Annotated in this window: 15 protein-coding genes; 13 read left to right on the top strand and 2 right to left on the bottom strand. The window is 46.6% G+C overall.

Going from position 1 to position 17229, the window contains the following annotated elements; all coding sequences use genetic code 11:
• Positions 1 to 187 precede the first annotated feature (187 nt).
• From L1N85_RS06405 to L1N85_RS06390, 4 genes are all read left to right on the top strand, one after another.
• Positions 188 to 2029, top strand: coding sequence for a sensor histidine kinase (locus L1N85_RS06405; protein ID WP_235236189.1), 1842 nt, complete (start codon positions 188 to 190; stop codon positions 2027 to 2029).
• Entirely contained in the window at positions 2030 to 2767 is a 738-nt protein-coding gene (locus tag L1N85_RS06400; protein ID WP_235236180.1) for a response regulator transcription factor, read from the top strand. It begins immediately after the preceding gene.
• A 174-nt stretch (positions 2768 to 2941) separates the two neighbouring features.
• A complete protein-coding gene (locus L1N85_RS06395) occupies positions 2942 to 5260 on the top strand; it encodes a TIM barrel protein (RefSeq protein WP_235236178.1) in 2319 nt (772 codons plus the stop codon).
• 12 nt (positions 5261 to 5272) lie between these two features.
• Positions 5273 to 6718, top strand: a complete 1446-nt coding sequence (locus L1N85_RS06390) for a GMC oxidoreductase (protein ID WP_235236176.1) — start codon at positions 5273 to 5275, stop codon at positions 6716 to 6718.
• A gap of 73 nt (positions 6719 to 6791) precedes the next feature.
• On the opposite strand, the gene L1N85_RS06385 is transcribed toward L1N85_RS06390, so the two are convergent.
• Entirely contained in the window at positions 6792 to 7346 is a 555-nt protein-coding gene (locus tag L1N85_RS06385; protein WP_235236174.1) for a helix-turn-helix domain-containing protein, read from the bottom strand.
• Positions 7347 to 7494: 148 nt separating this feature from the next.
• Here L1N85_RS06385 and L1N85_RS06380 point away from each other — a divergent pair, with 148 nt between their 5' ends.
• The 4 genes from L1N85_RS06380 to L1N85_RS06365 are packed head-to-tail and all read left to right on the top strand — an operon-like array spanning position 7495 to position 10758.
• The gene (locus tag L1N85_RS06380; RefSeq protein WP_235236172.1) at positions 7495 to 7926 is read left to right on the top strand and encodes a DoxX family protein; all 432 of its coding nucleotides are present in this window, start codon (positions 7495 to 7497) and stop codon (positions 7924 to 7926) included.
• Positions 7923 to 8582: an alpha/beta hydrolase gene (locus tag L1N85_RS06375; protein ID WP_235236169.1), complete on the top strand. Its 660-nt coding sequence runs from the start codon at positions 7923 to 7925 to the stop codon at positions 8580 to 8582. The genes L1N85_RS06380 and L1N85_RS06375 overlap by 4 nt, the downstream gene beginning before the upstream one ends.
• A gap of 8 nt (positions 8583 to 8590) precedes the next feature.
• Positions 8591 to 9361, top strand: a complete 771-nt coding sequence (locus L1N85_RS06370; RefSeq protein ID WP_235236166.1) for a DODA-type extradiol aromatic ring-opening family dioxygenase — start codon at positions 8591 to 8593, stop codon at positions 9359 to 9361.
• Positions 9361 to 10758, top strand: a complete 1398-nt coding sequence (locus L1N85_RS06365; RefSeq protein WP_235236159.1) for a hypothetical protein — start codon at positions 9361 to 9363, stop codon at positions 10756 to 10758. Before L1N85_RS06370 ends, L1N85_RS06365 begins: the two co-directional genes overlap by 1 nt.
• Positions 10759 to 11009: 251 nt before the next feature.
• Here L1N85_RS06365 and L1N85_RS06360 read toward each other — a convergent pair whose 3' ends face one another.
• Entirely contained in the window at positions 11010 to 11999 is a 990-nt protein-coding gene (locus L1N85_RS06360) for a LacI family DNA-binding transcriptional regulator (RefSeq protein ID WP_235236157.1), read from the bottom strand.
• Positions 12000 to 12168: 169 nt separating this feature from the next.
• On the opposite strand from L1N85_RS06360, the gene L1N85_RS06355 reads away from it, so the two are divergent.
• The 5 genes from L1N85_RS06355 to larB are packed head-to-tail and all read left to right on the top strand — an operon-like array spanning position 12169 to position 17228.
• Positions 12169 to 12930, top strand: coding sequence for an SDR family oxidoreductase (locus tag L1N85_RS06355; protein WP_235236155.1), 762 nt, complete (start codon positions 12169 to 12171; stop codon positions 12928 to 12930).
• Positions 12927 to 14204, top strand: coding sequence for a nickel pincer cofactor-dependent isomerase, group 22 (locus L1N85_RS06350; protein ID WP_235236153.1), 1278 nt, complete (start codon positions 12927 to 12929; stop codon positions 14202 to 14204). The genes L1N85_RS06355 and L1N85_RS06350 overlap by 4 nt, the downstream gene beginning before the upstream one ends.
• Positions 14201 to 15712, top strand: coding sequence for a gluconokinase (locus tag L1N85_RS06345; RefSeq protein WP_235236151.1), 1512 nt, complete (start codon positions 14201 to 14203; stop codon positions 15710 to 15712). The genes L1N85_RS06350 and L1N85_RS06345 overlap by 4 nt, the downstream gene beginning before the upstream one ends.
• Before the next feature lie 29 nt (positions 15713 to 15741).
• Positions 15742 to 16557, top strand: coding sequence for an ATP-dependent sacrificial sulfur transferase LarE (gene larE, locus L1N85_RS06340; RefSeq protein WP_235236149.1), 816 nt, complete (start codon positions 15742 to 15744; stop codon positions 16555 to 16557).
• Positions 16554 to 17228 (top strand): nickel pincer cofactor biosynthesis protein LarB, encoded by a 675-nt coding sequence (gene larB / locus L1N85_RS06335; protein WP_235236147.1) that lies wholly within the window; start codon positions 16554 to 16556, stop codon positions 17226 to 17228. Before larE ends, larB begins: the two co-directional genes overlap by 4 nt.
• The last annotated feature ends 1 nt before the right edge of the window (position 17229 follow it).

Here is a 17229-nt window from a genome sequence, read left to right as displayed (position 1 = left end):
ATCAGGTGGAGAACAATCTAGCGATTTGAACTGAATACGATTCCCTTGTCCAAGTTTTATAGATTTACACAACCCATGCTAAACTGCGAATAGCCTCGTTAATTAACTAAGCAATTAAACTAAGAGGCTCCGAGTGAGCCTCTTTTTCCAACGACAAGACAAGATTAGAGAAGAAGGTGAACAATGAATGCCGTCCTGGAAACAACATTATAAACACATCATTCGGATTCTTCTTCTTCGTGATCAGTCTCTCATGAAAAAATTGTTAGTTTTCTCGGCGCTATTGGTTGTGCTGCCGATGTTATTTGTAGGCCTTATTTCTTACCGTCAATCCTCGCAGGTGCTGGAGAGAGAGGCACGGGATTATAGCTTACAGATTATCGATCAGGTTCAGCTTTATGTGGAGGACTACCTGCGTGACTTTGAAATTAATACACTCAAGATCATTAATCATCCTGACACCGTGAACTTCCTTAGAATGGTGACACGTGAGGAAGTGGAGAGCAGTGAGATTGTCGGAAGTATACGCAATTTATTGAAGAATTCAGCTTATTCACGTTCCGACATTCTCAATATCACGATTATTCTCGACGATATTCAAGTGGTAGATTCCGCCGATGAAGCGGATGAAGCGTCTGTACTTAATCTAAAGAATGAATACTGGTATAATACGATTCCTCAAAGCGGCGAGCCCAAAATCATCAGTCGTCTTATCCATTGGAAGCAAGAAGAGTTGGCGGTAATCTCCGTTATGAAGAGAATCGTTAGTCCACAAACCTTGAAGCCAATCGGCATGCTGATTATTGATGTGAATTACAAGCGCTTACAAGATGTTGCGTACAGAGTCAAACCGGGTAAAAGCGGTTATCTGTCTATTATTAATGAACAAGGTCTTTTTGTCTATCATCCTAATTTCTCGCTAATCGGGCAGCAAGCTAATGCTATGGATGTACAAGAGATGCAGTCTAAGAGCAGCGGATCATTAATATCCGTTGAAAAGGTCAAATATTTATTAACATTCAGCCGCAGTGATATATTGAAATGGAATTTTGTTACTTTTATTCCATATGACGAGCTGATGAGTGGTACGGATTATATAGGGAGAACCATTCTGCTCACAACAATGGTCTTCATGATTATTGCCTATATATTTGGCATTGGATTTGCTGCCAGCCTGGTTAAGCCGATCAAACGCTTGCATGAATACATAAGACGAGTGGAAGTCGGTGATTTTTCCGGAAAGGTTTCTGTTGATTCCAAAGATGAAATCGGTTTGCTGTCACACGGTTTTAATAAGATGGTGGAGCGGCTTTCCAGACTGCTCGAAGAAATATATTTCTCTAAATTGAAAACGACTGAGTTGAATTTGCGTCAAAAGGATACGGAACTGAAGATGCTTCAGGCGCAGATCAATCCTCATTTTCTCTATAATTCACTGGATACGATTCGAGGGATGGCGCTGCAGCATGATATGGATGAAATTTCAGTAATGGCGGCTTCTCTAGCACGGCTTCTAAGGTACAATGTGAAAGAAGAATCTCCCCAGGTGACGGTTCGGCAGGAAGTGGAAATAGGTGAAATTTACTTGCGAATCCAAAAATATAGGTTTGAGGAGAAGCTCGACTACCTTATTGAGATCCCTGATTGGGCACTAGCTCAAAAGATAGCTAAATTTACATTACAACCCTTAATTGAGAACTGTATCGTGCATGGACTTGAGCCTCGTTCGGGAACAACGCAAATCGTCGTAAGTGCCGAAAAATCGCCTGGCAATGGAACATTCACTCTATTAGTGACGGATACCGGACCAGGAATTCATCCAATCAAGCTGGGCGAGTTGATTCAAAAACTTGATCAGCGGGATGGAATAGAATTGACGGGCAAACACATTGGTCTTATGAATGTACATCGGCGTATTCGCTACATTCATGGTGAAGAATATGGATTATTCGTCGAAAGTCAGCCAGGTGAAGGAACAACAGTTGGAATTAGGTTGCCTCTACAAACGTCTTCGGAGGGAGGAAGTTGAATGCATAGCATTCTGATCGTGGAGGATGAGAGATGGGTACGCACCGCATTGAGAAAAACAATCGAGAAGACCGGTCTTCCCTTTAAAGTTGTTCATGAGTTAACGAACGGCGTGGAGGCGGTGGATTGGCTCAGCCATAATGAAGCGGATATGGTTCTAACGGATATTCGGATGCCGGTGATGGACGGGTTGGCATTAATAGAGGAGATTCAGCGACGCAAGCACATGATACAGGTGGTTATTGTCAGCGGGCATGACGATTTCTCTTATGCCCAGCAAGCTATTCGGCTTGGTGCCTTTGATTATTTGCTTAAGCCTGTTGAGACGGAGAGTATGGCTGCTTGTTTGCATAAGTGGTTAGAAGAACAGGAGAGGGAGAAGGTTGGGAAGCAGGAAAATCTACCTCTTGATTTGAAAGAAATATCCTCAATAGAGCGTGTCATCCGGCATATTGATAGCTTATCCGTACCTGATTTGACTATGACTGAAGCTGCCGCTATGGTGCATCTGAACCCAAGCTATTTCTGCAAGCTGTTCAAACAGCAGACCAACATAAATTTTACAGATTATATGACTAGTGTAAGGATGAAGGAAGCGACAAGATTGTTGGAAAAGACGTCTCTGCGTATTTCGGAAATAGCTGAACGGCTGGGTTATGCGGATCTGGCGTACTTTAGTAATACCTTTAAGAAGTCAGTGAAAGTGACACCGAGTGAATATAGGAAATTGAAACCTTAATTTAACCAATATAATAAAAAGTATCCCATAACTAAAAATGGGCAGTATTCTCTTCAATTAGAGAATAACTGCCCTTTTTGTGATTTCTTCGTCGGGAGCGAATTGCGAATGCAAGCCGTTATGTTCTCATATACATGTATAACGATTTTTCCATGAAATGAGGTGACATTGAACATGATCAAAAAAAAAATAGATCCCGTTATTACTTTATCAGCTTTTGCAGATGAAATTTCGCCAAACCTGCAAACACAGATGGACTTTCTCGCCGCTGAAGGCATTTATCATATGGATTTGCGATTGATTGGCGGGGAAAATGTCATAAAGCTTACTGACGAAGAGATTATTGAAATCAAAGAGCAGCTTGATGCCCGCGGTTTCAAAGCTGCTTCGATCGCTACATATATCGGAGCTATTGGTATCAACGATGGTTTTACTCCGCAACTGAAAGATTTAACACGGGCCATTCAACTGGCTAAATATTTCGGCACCCCATATATTCGGATATTTTCTTTCTTGATTCCCAAAGGAGAAGATTATTATAAGTATAGAGATGAAGTTCTGAGAAGATTACAGGCACTGACTCTTATTGCCGAACAGGAAGGGGTTATATTAGTTATAGATAATGACACTCCATTTTATGTCAATAACGGGGAACGCGCCCGAGACATACTTGGAACGATTAACTCGCCGAATCTGCGATTAGCGTTCGATCCTGCGAACTTCATTCAATCGCTAGTCTTTCCGATGAAAGACGCATATCCTCTAGTAGAACCTTATATTTCTTACATTCATATGAAAGATGCCAGGGTGAATACGGGCGAAGTGGTTCCCGCCGGCGAAGGAGACGCCGAAATAAGGAAATTACTCGCTGCATTAAAAGAGAAACAATACTCCGGGTTTATATCAATTGAACCGAAAGGCAGAGCGGGTGTTGCAGATCCGGATTTCTTCATAGCCGCCGCAAAAGCATTGAAGACGCTTCTGAATGAAGCGGGAATCAAGTATCAGCACACGGTTCCACCTGCCTGTCCAATGCCGATGATTCCACCCGATTATCTAAAGGATTGGATTCCTCTTGCTTCGTTGGATCAAATGGCTGAAACCGAATATGATGTCCTCATCGTCGGTACTGGTGCAGGTGGAGGAGCAGCCCTTTGGCGATTATGTGAACAGTGGCAAGAAAAGGGCAAGCGGATCGGCATTATTGAAAGGGGCGGTCTCGTGCTGCCGACACAGGCCCGTAATCTCCCAACGATGGACAACGATCGATTGAACAGGCTTTTTTATTCTGTATCCCAATCGATACCTGGATCCTTACCGGAATATTCAACAGGAAGACAATTATTTGCGCTGGGAGGCAGAACTTTATTTTGGAATATGATCAGTCCCCGTATGGATTTATCCCAGATTGCCAAGTGGCCCGTTTCACTTGAGGAGATGGATGTTTATTATCATATTGCTGAACAGGTCATGAATGTTTCCCGCAATTATTCTCAAGGGTCTTCTATGACAGAAATTTTGCTGGGTCATCTGCACCAGCTTGGTTTTCCGGAAGCAATGGGCGTTCCAATAGCTGCTGATCTTCAATCGAGAATATATGCGAAGAGGGACACCGACGTATTTTTCAGCTCGATTGTTTTCCTTGCTCAAGCTTTAAATCGCAGACCGTTCGATTTGGCAGTTAGAGCCCGTGCTGTACAAGTGCTGACTGATAACGGGAAAGCGATTGGCGTTCAGGTTATGTCCCCGGACAAAAAAACGTATAATCTCAAAGCAAAACATGTGGTTTTGTCGGCAAGTACATTTGAAACCCCCCGCCTTCTGCTTCATTCAGGGATTCAAGGGAGGGCAATCGGCCATTATCTGACAAATCATTCATCGATCAGAGCTACAGGGAAAATAAGCCGCAATGAGTTTCCGGATATTTTGGGTACGCTGGGTATCTTACTGCCAGGAACTTCATCGAGGAACTACCAAATTCAGCTGAGAGGGCCCGACACTTATGATTGGCATCAGACATACCAGAAAATACGGTTGTTGGATGAATTGGCGATCCTTTTCCTTGGATACGGCAAAGTTGAATCCCGGTTTGAAAATAAAATCACACTGGATCCAAATAGAATGGATGAGTACGGAGTACCTGAGATCCGAATCCATTTTTCTTATAGTGAGACGGATCAAGCTGTCATACGTCAGACCATGGAAGCTATAAATCAGATTTCTTCCGATCTGGGAATCCCTTTGATTTATAGGGATGGGATGCAGGCGATCTGCTTAATGCCTCCAGGGGACTTGCATCATGATTCGGGAACTTGCCGCATGGGCGATGACCCCTTAACTTCAGCAACCAACAGATATGGCCAAATTCATGGGGTATCCGGCCTTTATGTTGCCGACAACAGCGTCTTGCCTTCCGTAGGCACGGCGAACGTAACCTTGACAACAGTTGCCCTTGCCATACGTACGGCAGACTATATCAATAGTCAGGAGTGAATCGATAGCGATATGACTACATTAGCAGGTCTTGAAGATCCCCTTAATTCATGGATTCCTCTCACCCCATTGGAAGAAATGGCCAGAACCGATTATGATGTAATTATTGTCGGCAGCGGTGCTGGAGGGGGAGCGATTCTATGGAGATTATGCGAACGGTGGAGGAACAATGGAATGCGGATCGGCCTGATTGAGGCAGGAGATCTTTTATTGCCTACGCATATGAATAATCTTGCTATATTGTCTGGCGGACGGGCGGAGAGGTTTATGGCAAATCCCGAAATAACGAGACGGATTGGGAAAACCCTGCCTGAATTTTCAGGCGCAAAACAAGTTCTCGCTCTTGGAGGGAGAACGATACAATGGGGGAATGTTACTCCACGCATGCCATTGCACATACTTGAACAGTACCCCGTCCCACCTAACGAGATGCAGTTTTATTACGGCATTGCCGAACAGGCCATGAACGTCATGAAGTCCTTTATTCCAAATTCATCTCTCCAGCATGTCATTCTCAGCCGCCTTCGGATAAACGGTTATCCTGAAGCCGCTGCTCCGCCGATAGCTGTTGACATCAAACCGACCCAATTTGGAGTGGTTCATTCCAACGCGTATTTCAGCTCCATCGCTTTTCTCGCCGAAGCGTTGAACCGCATGCCCTTCGATCTGGCGGTAAACGCTCGTGCCGTTCAGGTGCTCACCGAACAAGGGAAAGCGGCCGGTGTGAGAGTGATGTCTCTTGACAAAAAAACGTATATTGTTCATGCCAAAACCGTTGTCATATCGGCCAGCACTCTCGAAACTCCGCGCATTCTGCTGAACTCGGGAATCAGTAGCAGCGCCATCGGACGTTTTTTAATCGATCATTCGGCTATAAGAGGCACAGCAATAGTGAGCCGAAAGGGTTTCCCGGAGATATTGGAACCGATTTCAATTATTATTCAGGAGACGAAAGATCGTCCATATCAGCTTCAGATATTTGGACGGGAACGGCCCTCTCATGAAGAGATGGGGATCATTATACAAGGTTACGGATTGGTAGAACCAAGGGCAGAAAACCGGATCACTTTGGACCCGTATCGGATTGATGAATATGGTGTACCAGCAGTCCAGGTCCATTACACCTATTCTCAAAAGGATCTGAATGTGATTCGGAAAATGACAGCGGGAATGAGAAAAGCTTTCTCAGCTATAGGAGCAACATTGGTTTCGATGGATGGCCAACCGGAATTATGTCTAAGACCCCCGGGAGATGATAACCACGAGTCAGGAAGCTGCCGCATCGGCGATGATCCAGCCACTTCGGCAGCCGACCGGTACGGTCAAATTCACGGTGTGTCCGGGCTCTATGTGGCCGATAATAGTGTCTTGCCTTTCCTCGGAACGAATCCGACACTCACAACCGTTGCCCTGGCTATTCGTACGGCTGATCGTATCATCCACAGGGCCTCATATTAAACACTGAGGTCCGTTTTTGGGGGTCGCCACGTTAATGGTGTTTGTCTGTATTATTCTCTCTATCTTTACTTAATTACAACAGGAAATCCTGTGTATGGTCGGCTTCCGTGTAGATGGATATGAGTACAATTGCCAATTCCTCACCTATATTTCTCACCAAATGGGGCGTACAGGCATTCCAACTGAATGAATCGCCCTCTCCAAATTCAGCCGCATCTTCTCCTTGCTCGGCGTAGATCTTTCCTTTAATGACAACATGTACTTCTTCACCCTCATGCGCATGAGGAGCTTCGCCTGTTGAGGTTCCGACAGGGATCTCGACGAGCAGCATTCTTACGTTCTTTGTAGAGCTCAGGTGCTCCACCTTTAACTTTTCTATTCCGCTTGTCGTTATCCTCCGTTCCTCTTTTCGGACGATATTCATGCGTTCCTCTTTTTGTAGCAGCAAATATGCTAAGGGTACCTTCAAAGCCTTCGCAATACTTTCTAAGGTTGTTATGGATGGTGAAGTTTTATTGGTTTCAACTTGGCTCATAAAGCCTTGAGATAAGCCTGTTTCTTCACAGATTTGAGCGATGGTAATATTTTTGCGTTTCCGGATTAGTCGTATGCTGGAGCCGATTTCCATCCAGTTTCACTCCTCGAAATATTAGTAATATAACATATAGATTTATAATACCGATTTTTTTGTTGACACGCCAGTTCACAGTACGATATATTAGCTATATGAATTTTATATTTTAATATATTATATTTAAGGATGGAGAGGGAAGAGAATGACGAAAATAACAGTGGTATCGACAATAATGCGTGTGGTTCTGGGAATATTATTCCTAGTTCATGGAATCAGTAAATTCCAAATGGGTCTCGGCAATGTTGAGGCTTGGTTCAGCTCAATGGGTGTTCCCGGATTTTTGGCTTATATTGTGGCGGCGCTTGAACTAGTCGGAGGTATTTTGCTTATTGTTGGTCTGTTTACCCGTTATGTATCAGTTCTGTTTGTTATCATGCTCATTGGTGCGATCGTTACGATAAAGTTTTCTGTAGGGTTGCTTGGAAACAGCCAGATGCCTGGATACGAGCTTGATTTAGGTTTTATGCTGGTGGCGATTTATTTGGCGGTTTCCGATCCTACGCCTCTATCGGTCGATCAAGCGTTTCTTAGAAAACGCGGCGCACAAACCACAAATCGAGGAGAGTTTCTATGAAACCTACTTACCAATATGATATTCAACTGCCGCCCAATTTGGACCCGGACAAAAAATATCCGACGATCTTTACGCTTCATGGAAAAGGATCCAACGAGAAAAATATGTATGGTTTGGTCGCGCCATTGTCCGATGGTTTTATTATTATCGGTATCCGAGGCAATCTTACGTTAGGTGAGGGATTTCAATATTACGAGTTGAAAAGCCTTGGTAATCCCATTCGGGAAATGTTTGATCAGGCTGTTCGGCAATTGGAAGCATTCATCCTATATGCGACGGAGAAGTACCCGATCGACATGAACAAGCGGTATTTGCTCGGCTTTAGCCAAGGGGCGATCTTGTCCATGGCGCTTGCGCTTACGCTGGGAGAGCAATTGAAAGGAATCGTCGCGTTAAATGGGTATGTACCGGAATTTGTAAAGACAGAGTATCCGCTGCAAAGCGTGGAAGACGTATCGGTGTTTATCTCTCATGGTGAATTCGACTCTGTATTCCCGATTCGGATCGGCCATGAAACGGCAGCTTTTTTTGAAAACCAAACATCTCGCTTGACCTTCAAAACTTATCCAACCGACCACGGTGTCTCCGAGGAGAATCAACGGGATTTTGTGAAATGGCTTAAAACGGATGCAGGTGTGCATTCAAACAAGGGGTGAATGAATATATGATACCATCTTATTTTTTCGCGCATGGTGCGCCTTCGATTGTCCTAGATCAAAATGCATATACGGCTTTTATAAAAAAATTTACGGCGAGTACACCTAAGCCTAAAGCGATTGTGCTATTTTCCGCACATTGGGAACAATCGATGCAGACCATTAGCGCCGTCGATACGTATAGTACGATTTACGATTTCTCGGGATTTCAAGATGAGCTTTACCAGATGACCTATCCGGCCAAAGGCGAGCGTTCGCTAAGTGACCAAATCCAATCGTTGTTCTCGAAGCAAGGTATTCAGAGCGAGATGGATGAGGAAAGAGGGCTGGATCACGGCGCTTGGGCTGTTCTTAAGCTGATCTATCCCGAAGCAGATGTTCCTGTAGTCGCTTTATCCGTCAACCGATATCTAACCAATGATCAACAATATCAAATCGGCAGAGCTTTATCGGAGCTCAGGGAACAGGATGTTCTTATTATTGGCAGTGGGGGAACCGTCCATAATTTGCGGAGGTTAAATTGGCAGGGGGAAGGGAACGACGAATGGGCTGAATCGTTTGATAACTGGCTGCAGAGCAAGCTAGAAACGTGGGATGTCGATGCGTTGTTTAACTACAGGGAATTAGCCCCTTATTCCAAGGAGGCTGTACCGACAAATGAACACTTTATTCCTTTGTTGCTTGCAATGGGGGCAGGAGACAAGAACCGTCAAGCGAAATTGCTTCACCGGAGTTATCAATTCGGTAACTTAAGCTTAAGCTGTTGGCAATTTAATTGATGATATTGAAAAAGAGGTTCCTTGAAGTAAAAACAGCTCTAGAGCGAGCGGTTATATTGTTGCTTGTCGCCGTGTTCATCGCTGGACATCTTACACATTGGGAACTGCTGTCCCCGATACTAGGCAGCTTGGTTTTTATTGCGGTGGCTCTGATGCTGCCCCAGCTTAGAGGGATGACGCTATGGCTTACCGTTTCCTTTATAGCCTTCGGAGTAATTCTCCTTATCCTTCAGAAGGCGGATGCCGGATTCTGGTTAAATGCAGCCGGTATCAATGTCACCCTGGTTACCCTGTTTGTTTTCGCTCCGCTGTTCGGGATCCCGGTCCGGCTTCCGGATTACATCGAATCCTTGAACCGGTTCTACGAAACGAAGGTGCGCAACAGGTCAGTTCTGTTCGCAGGAACACAGCTTCTGACTCAAATCATGGGTGTATTCCTTAATGTAGGTTCCATACCCGTTGTTTATCACGTCGTTTTTGCCAAACCGCAACCGGGCATGTCCCGGTTGCTTGCCAATGCGCTGAACCGCGGATTTGCGGGGGCCATTTTTTGGTCTCCCTATTTTGCAGCCATGGCAGTTGTAATCACCTCGCTTTCGATAAACTGGTCGACACTTCTTCCCTATATGCTCGGTTTGTCGATGGTTAGCATCCTTGTCAGTCTAGCCGTGGATTTTAAAGGACTGCGACATACAGAAAGTACCCTCTCACAAGCGGAAAGGGAGGTCATCGAACTGGCGGGCCCAGCCGCAAACAAGGGAAAGGCTGTATTCCCAGCAGGGCTCGGCGTTTATTTGGCATCTGCCATTGTCGTCATCTTGGTGTTGGAGCGATTAGTTGAACTGCCCATGGTCATGATCACCTGCATGGCAGCAGTCCTATTCCCGCTGATATGGTGTTTTGCGAAAGGGGCCATGGAGACTTACCGGCAAGGTCTGAAGAATCATGTCACGGTTACATTGCCAGCTTTGAAAAAAGAGATGACTCTATTTTTGGCAGCGGGTTTTTTCAGCGGCTCGATCGGCGCAACCGGGTTCGGTGCGTCCGTCCCCGGTCTGCTAGAGCTGATTCCTCTTCCAATCTCCGTATCCTTTTCGGTTTGTACAGTAGCGCTTATTACGGTTACGTCTATGGTGGGTCTTCATCCGATCGTCCTCGTTACCATTCTTGCAACCGGCATTGATCCGGCAGTTGTTCACATCAGTCCAAACTATTTCGCTGTACTGCTGCTTGGAAGCTGGGGTTTATCCAATACCGTATCGCCGGCTTCTGCCGTCAATAATTTGCTGGCGGGAGTATTTAAGAAGCCGGTATTTGAGTTTACATTAGCGAATTATAAATTCGCCGCCTGTATGGCGGTCGTGCTTCTTCTCTATTTAGCAGCTGTACGGATTTAAGTTTAAGATCGTTTGAGCGTTTCAGTACACAAGGAAGTATACGATATGACATTGTCGGATTATATATTTAGAAGAACGTATTAAAAACGTTAAACATATACTTGAATCTACGAATTGGTCAGTCACCGAGTAGTGAAATGATCTAATTAAACTAATAAACAAAGGTTTAGATAAATGGAGCGCAATTAGCAGATGGGAGACGTCTGCTAATTGTGCTTTTTTATCTGTGTAAAAAAAGGAGGCAATAATAATTAATCTGGAAGCTGGGAGGTGGAATTGCGGACAACGAGCTCTGGTTCTAAGTAAACGGTCTTAAGTGAATCAGGGCCTTCTATAAGCTCGAGAATGGTTGTTACAATAACGGATGTTATGGCAGATATGGCAACGCCTACCACAGTCATCGGAATTTCAAGGTCTTCCATTTGGGGCAGATTGTCGTAACTGACGACAGAGATATCTTTTGGAACGGTAAGCCCGCGCTCGCTGACGGCACGAAGGATGCCGCGAGTCATATCGATACCGCCGCTGATGACGGCCGTTGGACGTACCGTCCGTTCCAGCATGGTACGAGCGGCCATATACCCGTCGTGAAATTCTAAGCCATTCATCTGGAGAATGGAATCTTCCTTGAAGTGAAGGCCTAGGCGAATGGTCTCTTCCCGAAATGCTTCGATCTTTACGGCTTGCAAAGGATCATGTGATTGCGGTTCCCCTATGTAGGCGATATCTCTATGACCGAGGCCTGCCAAATGACGGACGGCTAGACGAACGGCTTGGCCTCGGTTCACGTCAACAGCAGAGTGCGGCGTATAGCCGGCAGCACCATAGGTGAGAATCGGGATTTGCAGCGGATTTAAGTCGTTAGAGCTGGAAATACTATCCCTATCCCCGAACACGAGTATCGCATCCACCTGGTATCGGCGGAAGGTTTCAATCGCCGATTCTATATTGCTAATGGATAATAACGTGATATAGCCTTGTTTTTCGAGCTCTTCGTTAAGCTTTGTAATTAGAGAGGAAAGGGCAGCTCGTTCGATGGACGGCCACACGACGCCAATTGCTCCGCTTCTTCTAGAGACGAGACTTCGGGCTGCAATGTTGGGTTGGTAGCCCAGTTCCTTAGCGATTGAAAGGATATGCTGTTTTGTTTTGTGTTGTACGAGCGGGCTGTTTCTCAGTGCCTTGGAGACAGTGGAGAAGCTAACGCCTGCCTGCTCGGCGATATCTTTAATCGTTACCATGGGTTCCCTCCGCTAGGAATGTCTACGAGTAGTTCGTAAGTCATTCATTTTATAATATTACACTTATTTCTGAAATGAAAGCGGCATAATTTTCGAGTGGACAGTACTAGCATAATCGGATATTATAAAAATAACAACGTTGTTAATTGGGGATAAGGGTGGTTTTCTGATGTTTAACTTACAAGATACCGTATCTGTTGTTATCGGAGGCAATGGTGTGCTGGGCAGCGCCATGTCATCTGCTCTTGCCGAAGCAGGATCGAAGGTGGCGGTCGTTGGCCGAGATATGGAGAAAGCAAGATTGGTATGTGAGCAGATTGAACGCAGCGGAGGTATCGCAAGCTCTTTTCAGGCAGATGCCACAAAGAAAGACGAACTAGAGTCAGTATTGATTGACGTGCTGCAATGGGGAGGTCGTGTGGACACCCTTGTTAATGCTTCTGGCACGAACAGTCCGACGCCGTTTTTTGACTTGGAAATGGATGAATGGGACAAAATTATGGATGTTAACCTGAAAAGCGTGGTGCTGGCAAGCCAAGTTTTTGGCAGAAAGATGATTGAACAGGGTACCGGCGGTTCCATTATAAATATTTCTTCCGTATCATCTGCACCGCCGCTTTCCCGGGTGTTTACTTATTCCGCATCGAAAGCGGGAGTCAATAGTATAACGCAATTTTTAGCTCGGGAATTTGCTCCGAATAAGATTAGAGTGAATGCGATCATTCCAGGATTCTTCCCTGCTGAGCAAAACAAGAAAATTTTATCTCCGGACAGAATTCAATCGATTATGCAGCATACCCCAATGAACCGCTTCGGAGATCCGGAGGAGCTTAAAGGGACGGTTGTTTACTTGGCCTCGCCAAAAGCTTCTTCGTTTGTCACCGGTGCTTTGCTGCGGGTAGATGGCGGATTTGGAGCGATGACCATATGAGTGATATCCTTACAAAGCTAGTAGAGAACACACCGATTCCAAAGCTGGTGAAGATTCGTCAGTCGTTTGACGATACGATACTAGAGGATCCGATTGGACAATTAATTAAGCGGCTTCGGGCTGCCGATTCGATGTCGGGGATTGCTGCTGGACATAAGGTGGCGGTAGCTGTCGGAAGCCGCGGCATTTCCCGAATCGATGAGCTTACGAAGACCGTTATCGATGAGCTGAAGAGGATTGGAGCTGAGCCTTTCATTGTGCCTTGCATGGGAAGTCATGGAGGAGCGACAGCGGAAGGGCAAACGGAGGTGCTTGCCCATCTTGGTATAGATGAAGAGCGGATGGGTTGTCCGGTCCGATCTTCGATGGAGGTTATCGAACTGGATCGTCTGCCGAATGGCTTGCCGATTTACTGTGACAAAATCGCCGCTATGGAGGCTGATGACATTATCGTCATAAATCGCATTAAGCCGCATACTGCTTTCCGCGGGGCGATTGAAAGCGGTATGTTTAAGATGATTTCTATCGGACTGGGCAAACAGAAAGGCGCGGAGGCTTGTCATCAGCTCGGCTTTAAATATATGGCTGAGAACGTACCTGCGATGGCTCGGGTAATGATCGAGAAGCTTCCGATCCGGTTTGGGGTGGCGATTGTTGAGAATGCGTACGACCAAATTTGTCGTATTGAGGTTCTCGGAACGGATATTATGGAGGAAAGAGAGAAGGAGCTGCTTGTAGAGGCGAAGAGCCGGCTTCCGCAAATTCTTTTTGCTGACTTGGACGTACTCGTTATTGATTACATCGGTAAGAACATCAGCGGAGATGGAGCGGATCCGAATATTACAGGCAGGTACCCGACGCCATATGCGCATGGGGGGCCTGAGGTGAATAAGATGGTGGTTCTCGATCTGACACCGGAGTCCAAAGGGAATGCCAATGGAGTAGGCACCGCCGATTTCACGACGAGCCGCTTGGTCAGTAAGACAGATTGGCCCAGCACCTATGCGAATGGACTTACCTCAACGGTATGTGCGCCTACGAAACAGGCGACAACACTTGCGAATGACCGCGATGCTATCAAAGCGGCGATCAAAACCTGTAACATTCTGGATTATACACAGTGCAAGCTGATTCGCATTCGCGATACGCTGCATCTCGGAACGATTGAAATTTCCGAGTCGCTGCTTGAGGAAGCGAAAAGCAATCCGCGCATTGAAATTTTGGAAGGACCTTACGAGTGGCAGTTCGACGAGGAAGGATACTTGCCAAAATGAGTGCAGATACAAAAATGGTATTAGCCATTGATATCGGAACGACGAGCACAAAGACGTTGGCTGTCGACCTGGCAGGGAAGATTCACGGCAGCCACTCCATTGAATATCCGCTTCACACTCCGAGTCCCGGTTATGCTGAGCAGGATCCGGATGTTATATACGAGGCTGTATTAGATGGAGTGGCCCATGTTATGAAGAAAGGCGGCCTACTGGCTGACGATATATGGTGTGTGACGTTCAGCTCAGCCAATCACAGCTTGATTCTTCTGGATGAAAGCGGTATTCCGCTGACCCCCAGCATCACTTGGGCGGATCAGCGCAGCGCTGCGCAGGCGGAGCGATTATTGAAGGACGGCACTGGATTGTCGGTCTATTCGCGGACAGGTACACCGATCCACCCGATGTCACCGCTCGTCAAGCTCATTTGGATGAGGGAAGAACGTCCGGATCTATTTCACTCCGCACAGCAATTCGTCGGTATAAAGGAATACATTTTGAATAAGCTATTCGGGATTATGGTTATAGATCATTCCATCGCAAGCGCTACCGGTTTATTTCATTTAGAAACGTTGACATGGGACAGTGAAGCGTTGCAACTCGCAGGTATCCGTGAGGATCAGTTGCCTCGATTAGTTCCGACTACGGAACGAATCCATGGGTTGAAAAGGGAAGCGGCTGAGCGTATGGGTCTTGGAACGGATACTCCATTCATTGTAGGCGCGCAGGACGGGGTGCTGGCCAATCTCGGTATTGGTGCGGTGGAGGAAGGTGTTTTGGCAGTGACGATTGGCACGAGCGGTGCAGTTCGGACTACCGTTAATCGGCCGACCTTCAATCCGGAAGGGCGACTGTTTTGCTACGCTTTGACGAAGGATCATTGGGTTGTAGGCGGACCTTCCAACAATGGAGCGATCGTAGCCAGGTGGATTTCGGATCGTCTCTATCCAGGCAAACCTATGGAAGAGGTGCTTCCATTAGCTGCTGCTGTTCCCCCGGGATCGAATGGACTTCTCTTTCTGCCTCTCTTATCGGGAGAACGCGCACCTTTCTGGGATGCGCAGGCGAAAGGAGTCATGTTCGGGCTGACACTCGCGCATATCGAGACGGATATGCTTCGGGCTGCAATGGAAGGCGTCTTGTTCCAAATTACGGCTATTGTATCCTTAATGAAACAGGCAGGAGAACAGCCTAGGGAGGTTCGTGCATCCGGAGGCTTTGCCCGATCTGCATTATGGTGCCAAATGATGGCCGACATGCTGGGCGTACCTGTTCGAGTACCCGATTCAGTAGAAAGCTCAGGACTCGGAGCTGCGCAGCTTGGACTTTATGCCATGGAAGGCTGCCACGGTTCGCTGCTGAGGTGGAAGGAGACGGAAGGCAGTCTCTACGAACCGGATGCGACAAACCATAGGTTGTATCAAGGCATATTACCGCTCTATTTAAACTTATATGATCGATTGAAAGAGCCAATGCGGGAAATTACAAAGCTGCAGTGTACACCCGCTTGAGTCCTTGAACAAAAGGAGGGACCAATATCATGCATGATAAATACAGCAAGCTGCAAGCGATTTTATTAGATATGGAATCCGTTGTGGTGGCGTTCTCCGGGGGCGTTGACAGCACCTTTCTTCTCGATGCAGCACTAAAGACGCTCGGAAGAGAACGTGTCTTGGCAGTCACGGCTGACTCGGAAACCTATCCGACGGAAGAGCTTGAGGAGGCCACTAAGCTAGCGAAAAGTCTCGGAGCTGCTCATAAAGTCATAGAGACGTCTGAACTCAATATTCCAGGCTATAAAGAGAATACAGGAAACCGCTGCTATTTTTGCAAAAAGAGCTTGTTCGAGCATTTGGAGCCGTTCATCAAGGATGGGACTTACCGGCATATCATTTATGGACTCATAGCTGATGACATGAATGAGCATAGGCCAGGGGTTCAAGCGGCGAAAGAACGCGGAGTGCGGGGGCCTCTGCAGGAAGCGGGTCTTTATAAAGAAGAGATCCGTGATTTATCCCGTGAGCACGGACTCCCAACTTGGGATAAGCCATCATTTGCGTGTCTTTCCTCCCGGATCGCATACGGCGAGACCATTACGATTGAGAAGCTTGGACGTGTCGGAGAAGCCGAACGCTACATCCGCTCGCTTGGCTTTGGCCAAGTAAGGGTCAGAAGTCATGGTGATATTGCCCGAATCGAAGTGGAGCCAGGAGCAATGGAGCTGCTTATTGGTCAGGCTGCGAATATTTCAGCTAAATTAAAAGAGCTTGGTTTTATCTATGTGGCAATGGATCTTTCCGGATATCGAAGCGGAAGTATGAATAAAGTGCTGGAACGTGGAGGATCAGTGATATGAACGAGTTTGAGGATCTTGGTTTCTGTAAGCTTGATGTGGGCCGCAATGAGCGGACGGGACATCCGGAGATCGTTTTTGGGATGGGAAAGACAGCAGATCAGGTTGAAACGATATTCTCTCGTCTCGTGGAGATACATGGCAGGGCGCTTGTTACCCGGGCAACAGTCGAAATGGCGGATCGAGTGACCGCACGGTACCCGGAGGCGCATTATGACGAAGTATCCCGACTCATCTCTTTAGGTCAATCCACCCGGAAGCTTCCAGGAAAGGTAGCTGTACTGACCGGAGGTACTTCGGATATTCCGGTGGCAGAGGAAGCGGCAGGCACAGCGGAATGGATGGGCTGCGAGGTTGACCGCATCTTTGACGTCGGGGTTGCTGGAATCGATCGGCTGCTTAGTCAAAAGGAACGGATTAGGGAAGCGTCTGTTGTAATTGGGGTTGCCGGCATGGAGGGCGCCTTGGTCAGTGTTGTCGGAGGACTTGTTCGCAGACCGGTTATTGCCGTACCTACGTCTGTGGGATACGGTGCCAATTTACAAGGGATTACAACACTTCTTGCCATGATGACCTCTTGCGCATCCGGTGTTACGGTTGTCAATATCGATAATGGCTTCGGGGCAGGATTTCAAGCAGCAATGATTTTACAATTGGTAGCGGAGGGCACGTAGG

This window comes from Paenibacillus alkaliterrae, assembly GCF_021532375.1.
Taxonomy (GTDB): domain Bacteria; phylum Bacillota; class Bacilli; order Paenibacillales; family Paenibacillaceae; genus Pristimantibacillus; species Pristimantibacillus alkaliterrae.
This window is presented reverse-complemented; position numbering and strand designations above follow the sequence as displayed.

Coding starts and splice junctions, on each gene's coding strand:
- L1N85_RS06405 (WP_235236189.1), top strand. CDS start 188: ATGCCGTCCTGGAAACAACATTATAAACACATCATTCGGATTCTTCTT.
- L1N85_RS06400 (WP_235236180.1), top strand. CDS start 2,030: ATGCATAGCATTCTGATCGTGGAGGATGAGAGATGGGTACGCACCGCA.
- L1N85_RS06395 (WP_235236178.1), top strand. CDS start 2,942: ATGATCAAAAAAAAAATAGATCCCGTTATTACTTTATCAGCTTTTGCA.
- L1N85_RS06390 (WP_235236176.1), top strand. CDS start 5,273: ATGACTACATTAGCAGGTCTTGAAGATCCCCTTAATTCATGGATTCCT.
- L1N85_RS06385 (WP_235236174.1), bottom strand. CDS start 7,346: ATGGAAATCGGCTCCAGCATACGACTAATCCGGAAACGCAAAAATATT.
- L1N85_RS06380 (WP_235236172.1), top strand. CDS start 7,495: ATGACGAAAATAACAGTGGTATCGACAATAATGCGTGTGGTTCTGGGA.
- L1N85_RS06375 (WP_235236169.1), top strand. CDS start 7,923: ATGAAACCTACTTACCAATATGATATTCAACTGCCGCCCAATTTGGAC.
- L1N85_RS06370 (WP_235236166.1), top strand. CDS start 8,591: ATGATACCATCTTATTTTTTCGCGCATGGTGCGCCTTCGATTGTCCTA.
- L1N85_RS06365 (WP_235236159.1), top strand. CDS start 9,361: ATGATATTGAAAAAGAGGTTCCTTGAAGTAAAAACAGCTCTAGAGCGA.
- L1N85_RS06360 (WP_235236157.1), bottom strand. CDS start 11,999: ATGGTAACGATTAAAGATATCGCCGAGCAGGCAGGCGTTAGCTTCTCC.
- L1N85_RS06355 (WP_235236155.1), top strand. CDS start 12,169: ATGTTTAACTTACAAGATACCGTATCTGTTGTTATCGGAGGCAATGGT.
- L1N85_RS06350 (WP_235236153.1), top strand. CDS start 12,927: ATGAGTGATATCCTTACAAAGCTAGTAGAGAACACACCGATTCCAAAG.
- L1N85_RS06345 (WP_235236151.1), top strand. CDS start 14,201: ATGAGTGCAGATACAAAAATGGTATTAGCCATTGATATCGGAACGACG.
- larE (WP_235236149.1), top strand. CDS start 15,742: ATGCATGATAAATACAGCAAGCTGCAAGCGATTTTATTAGATATGGAA.
- larB (WP_235236147.1), top strand. CDS start 16,554: ATGAACGAGTTTGAGGATCTTGGTTTCTGTAAGCTTGATGTGGGCCGC.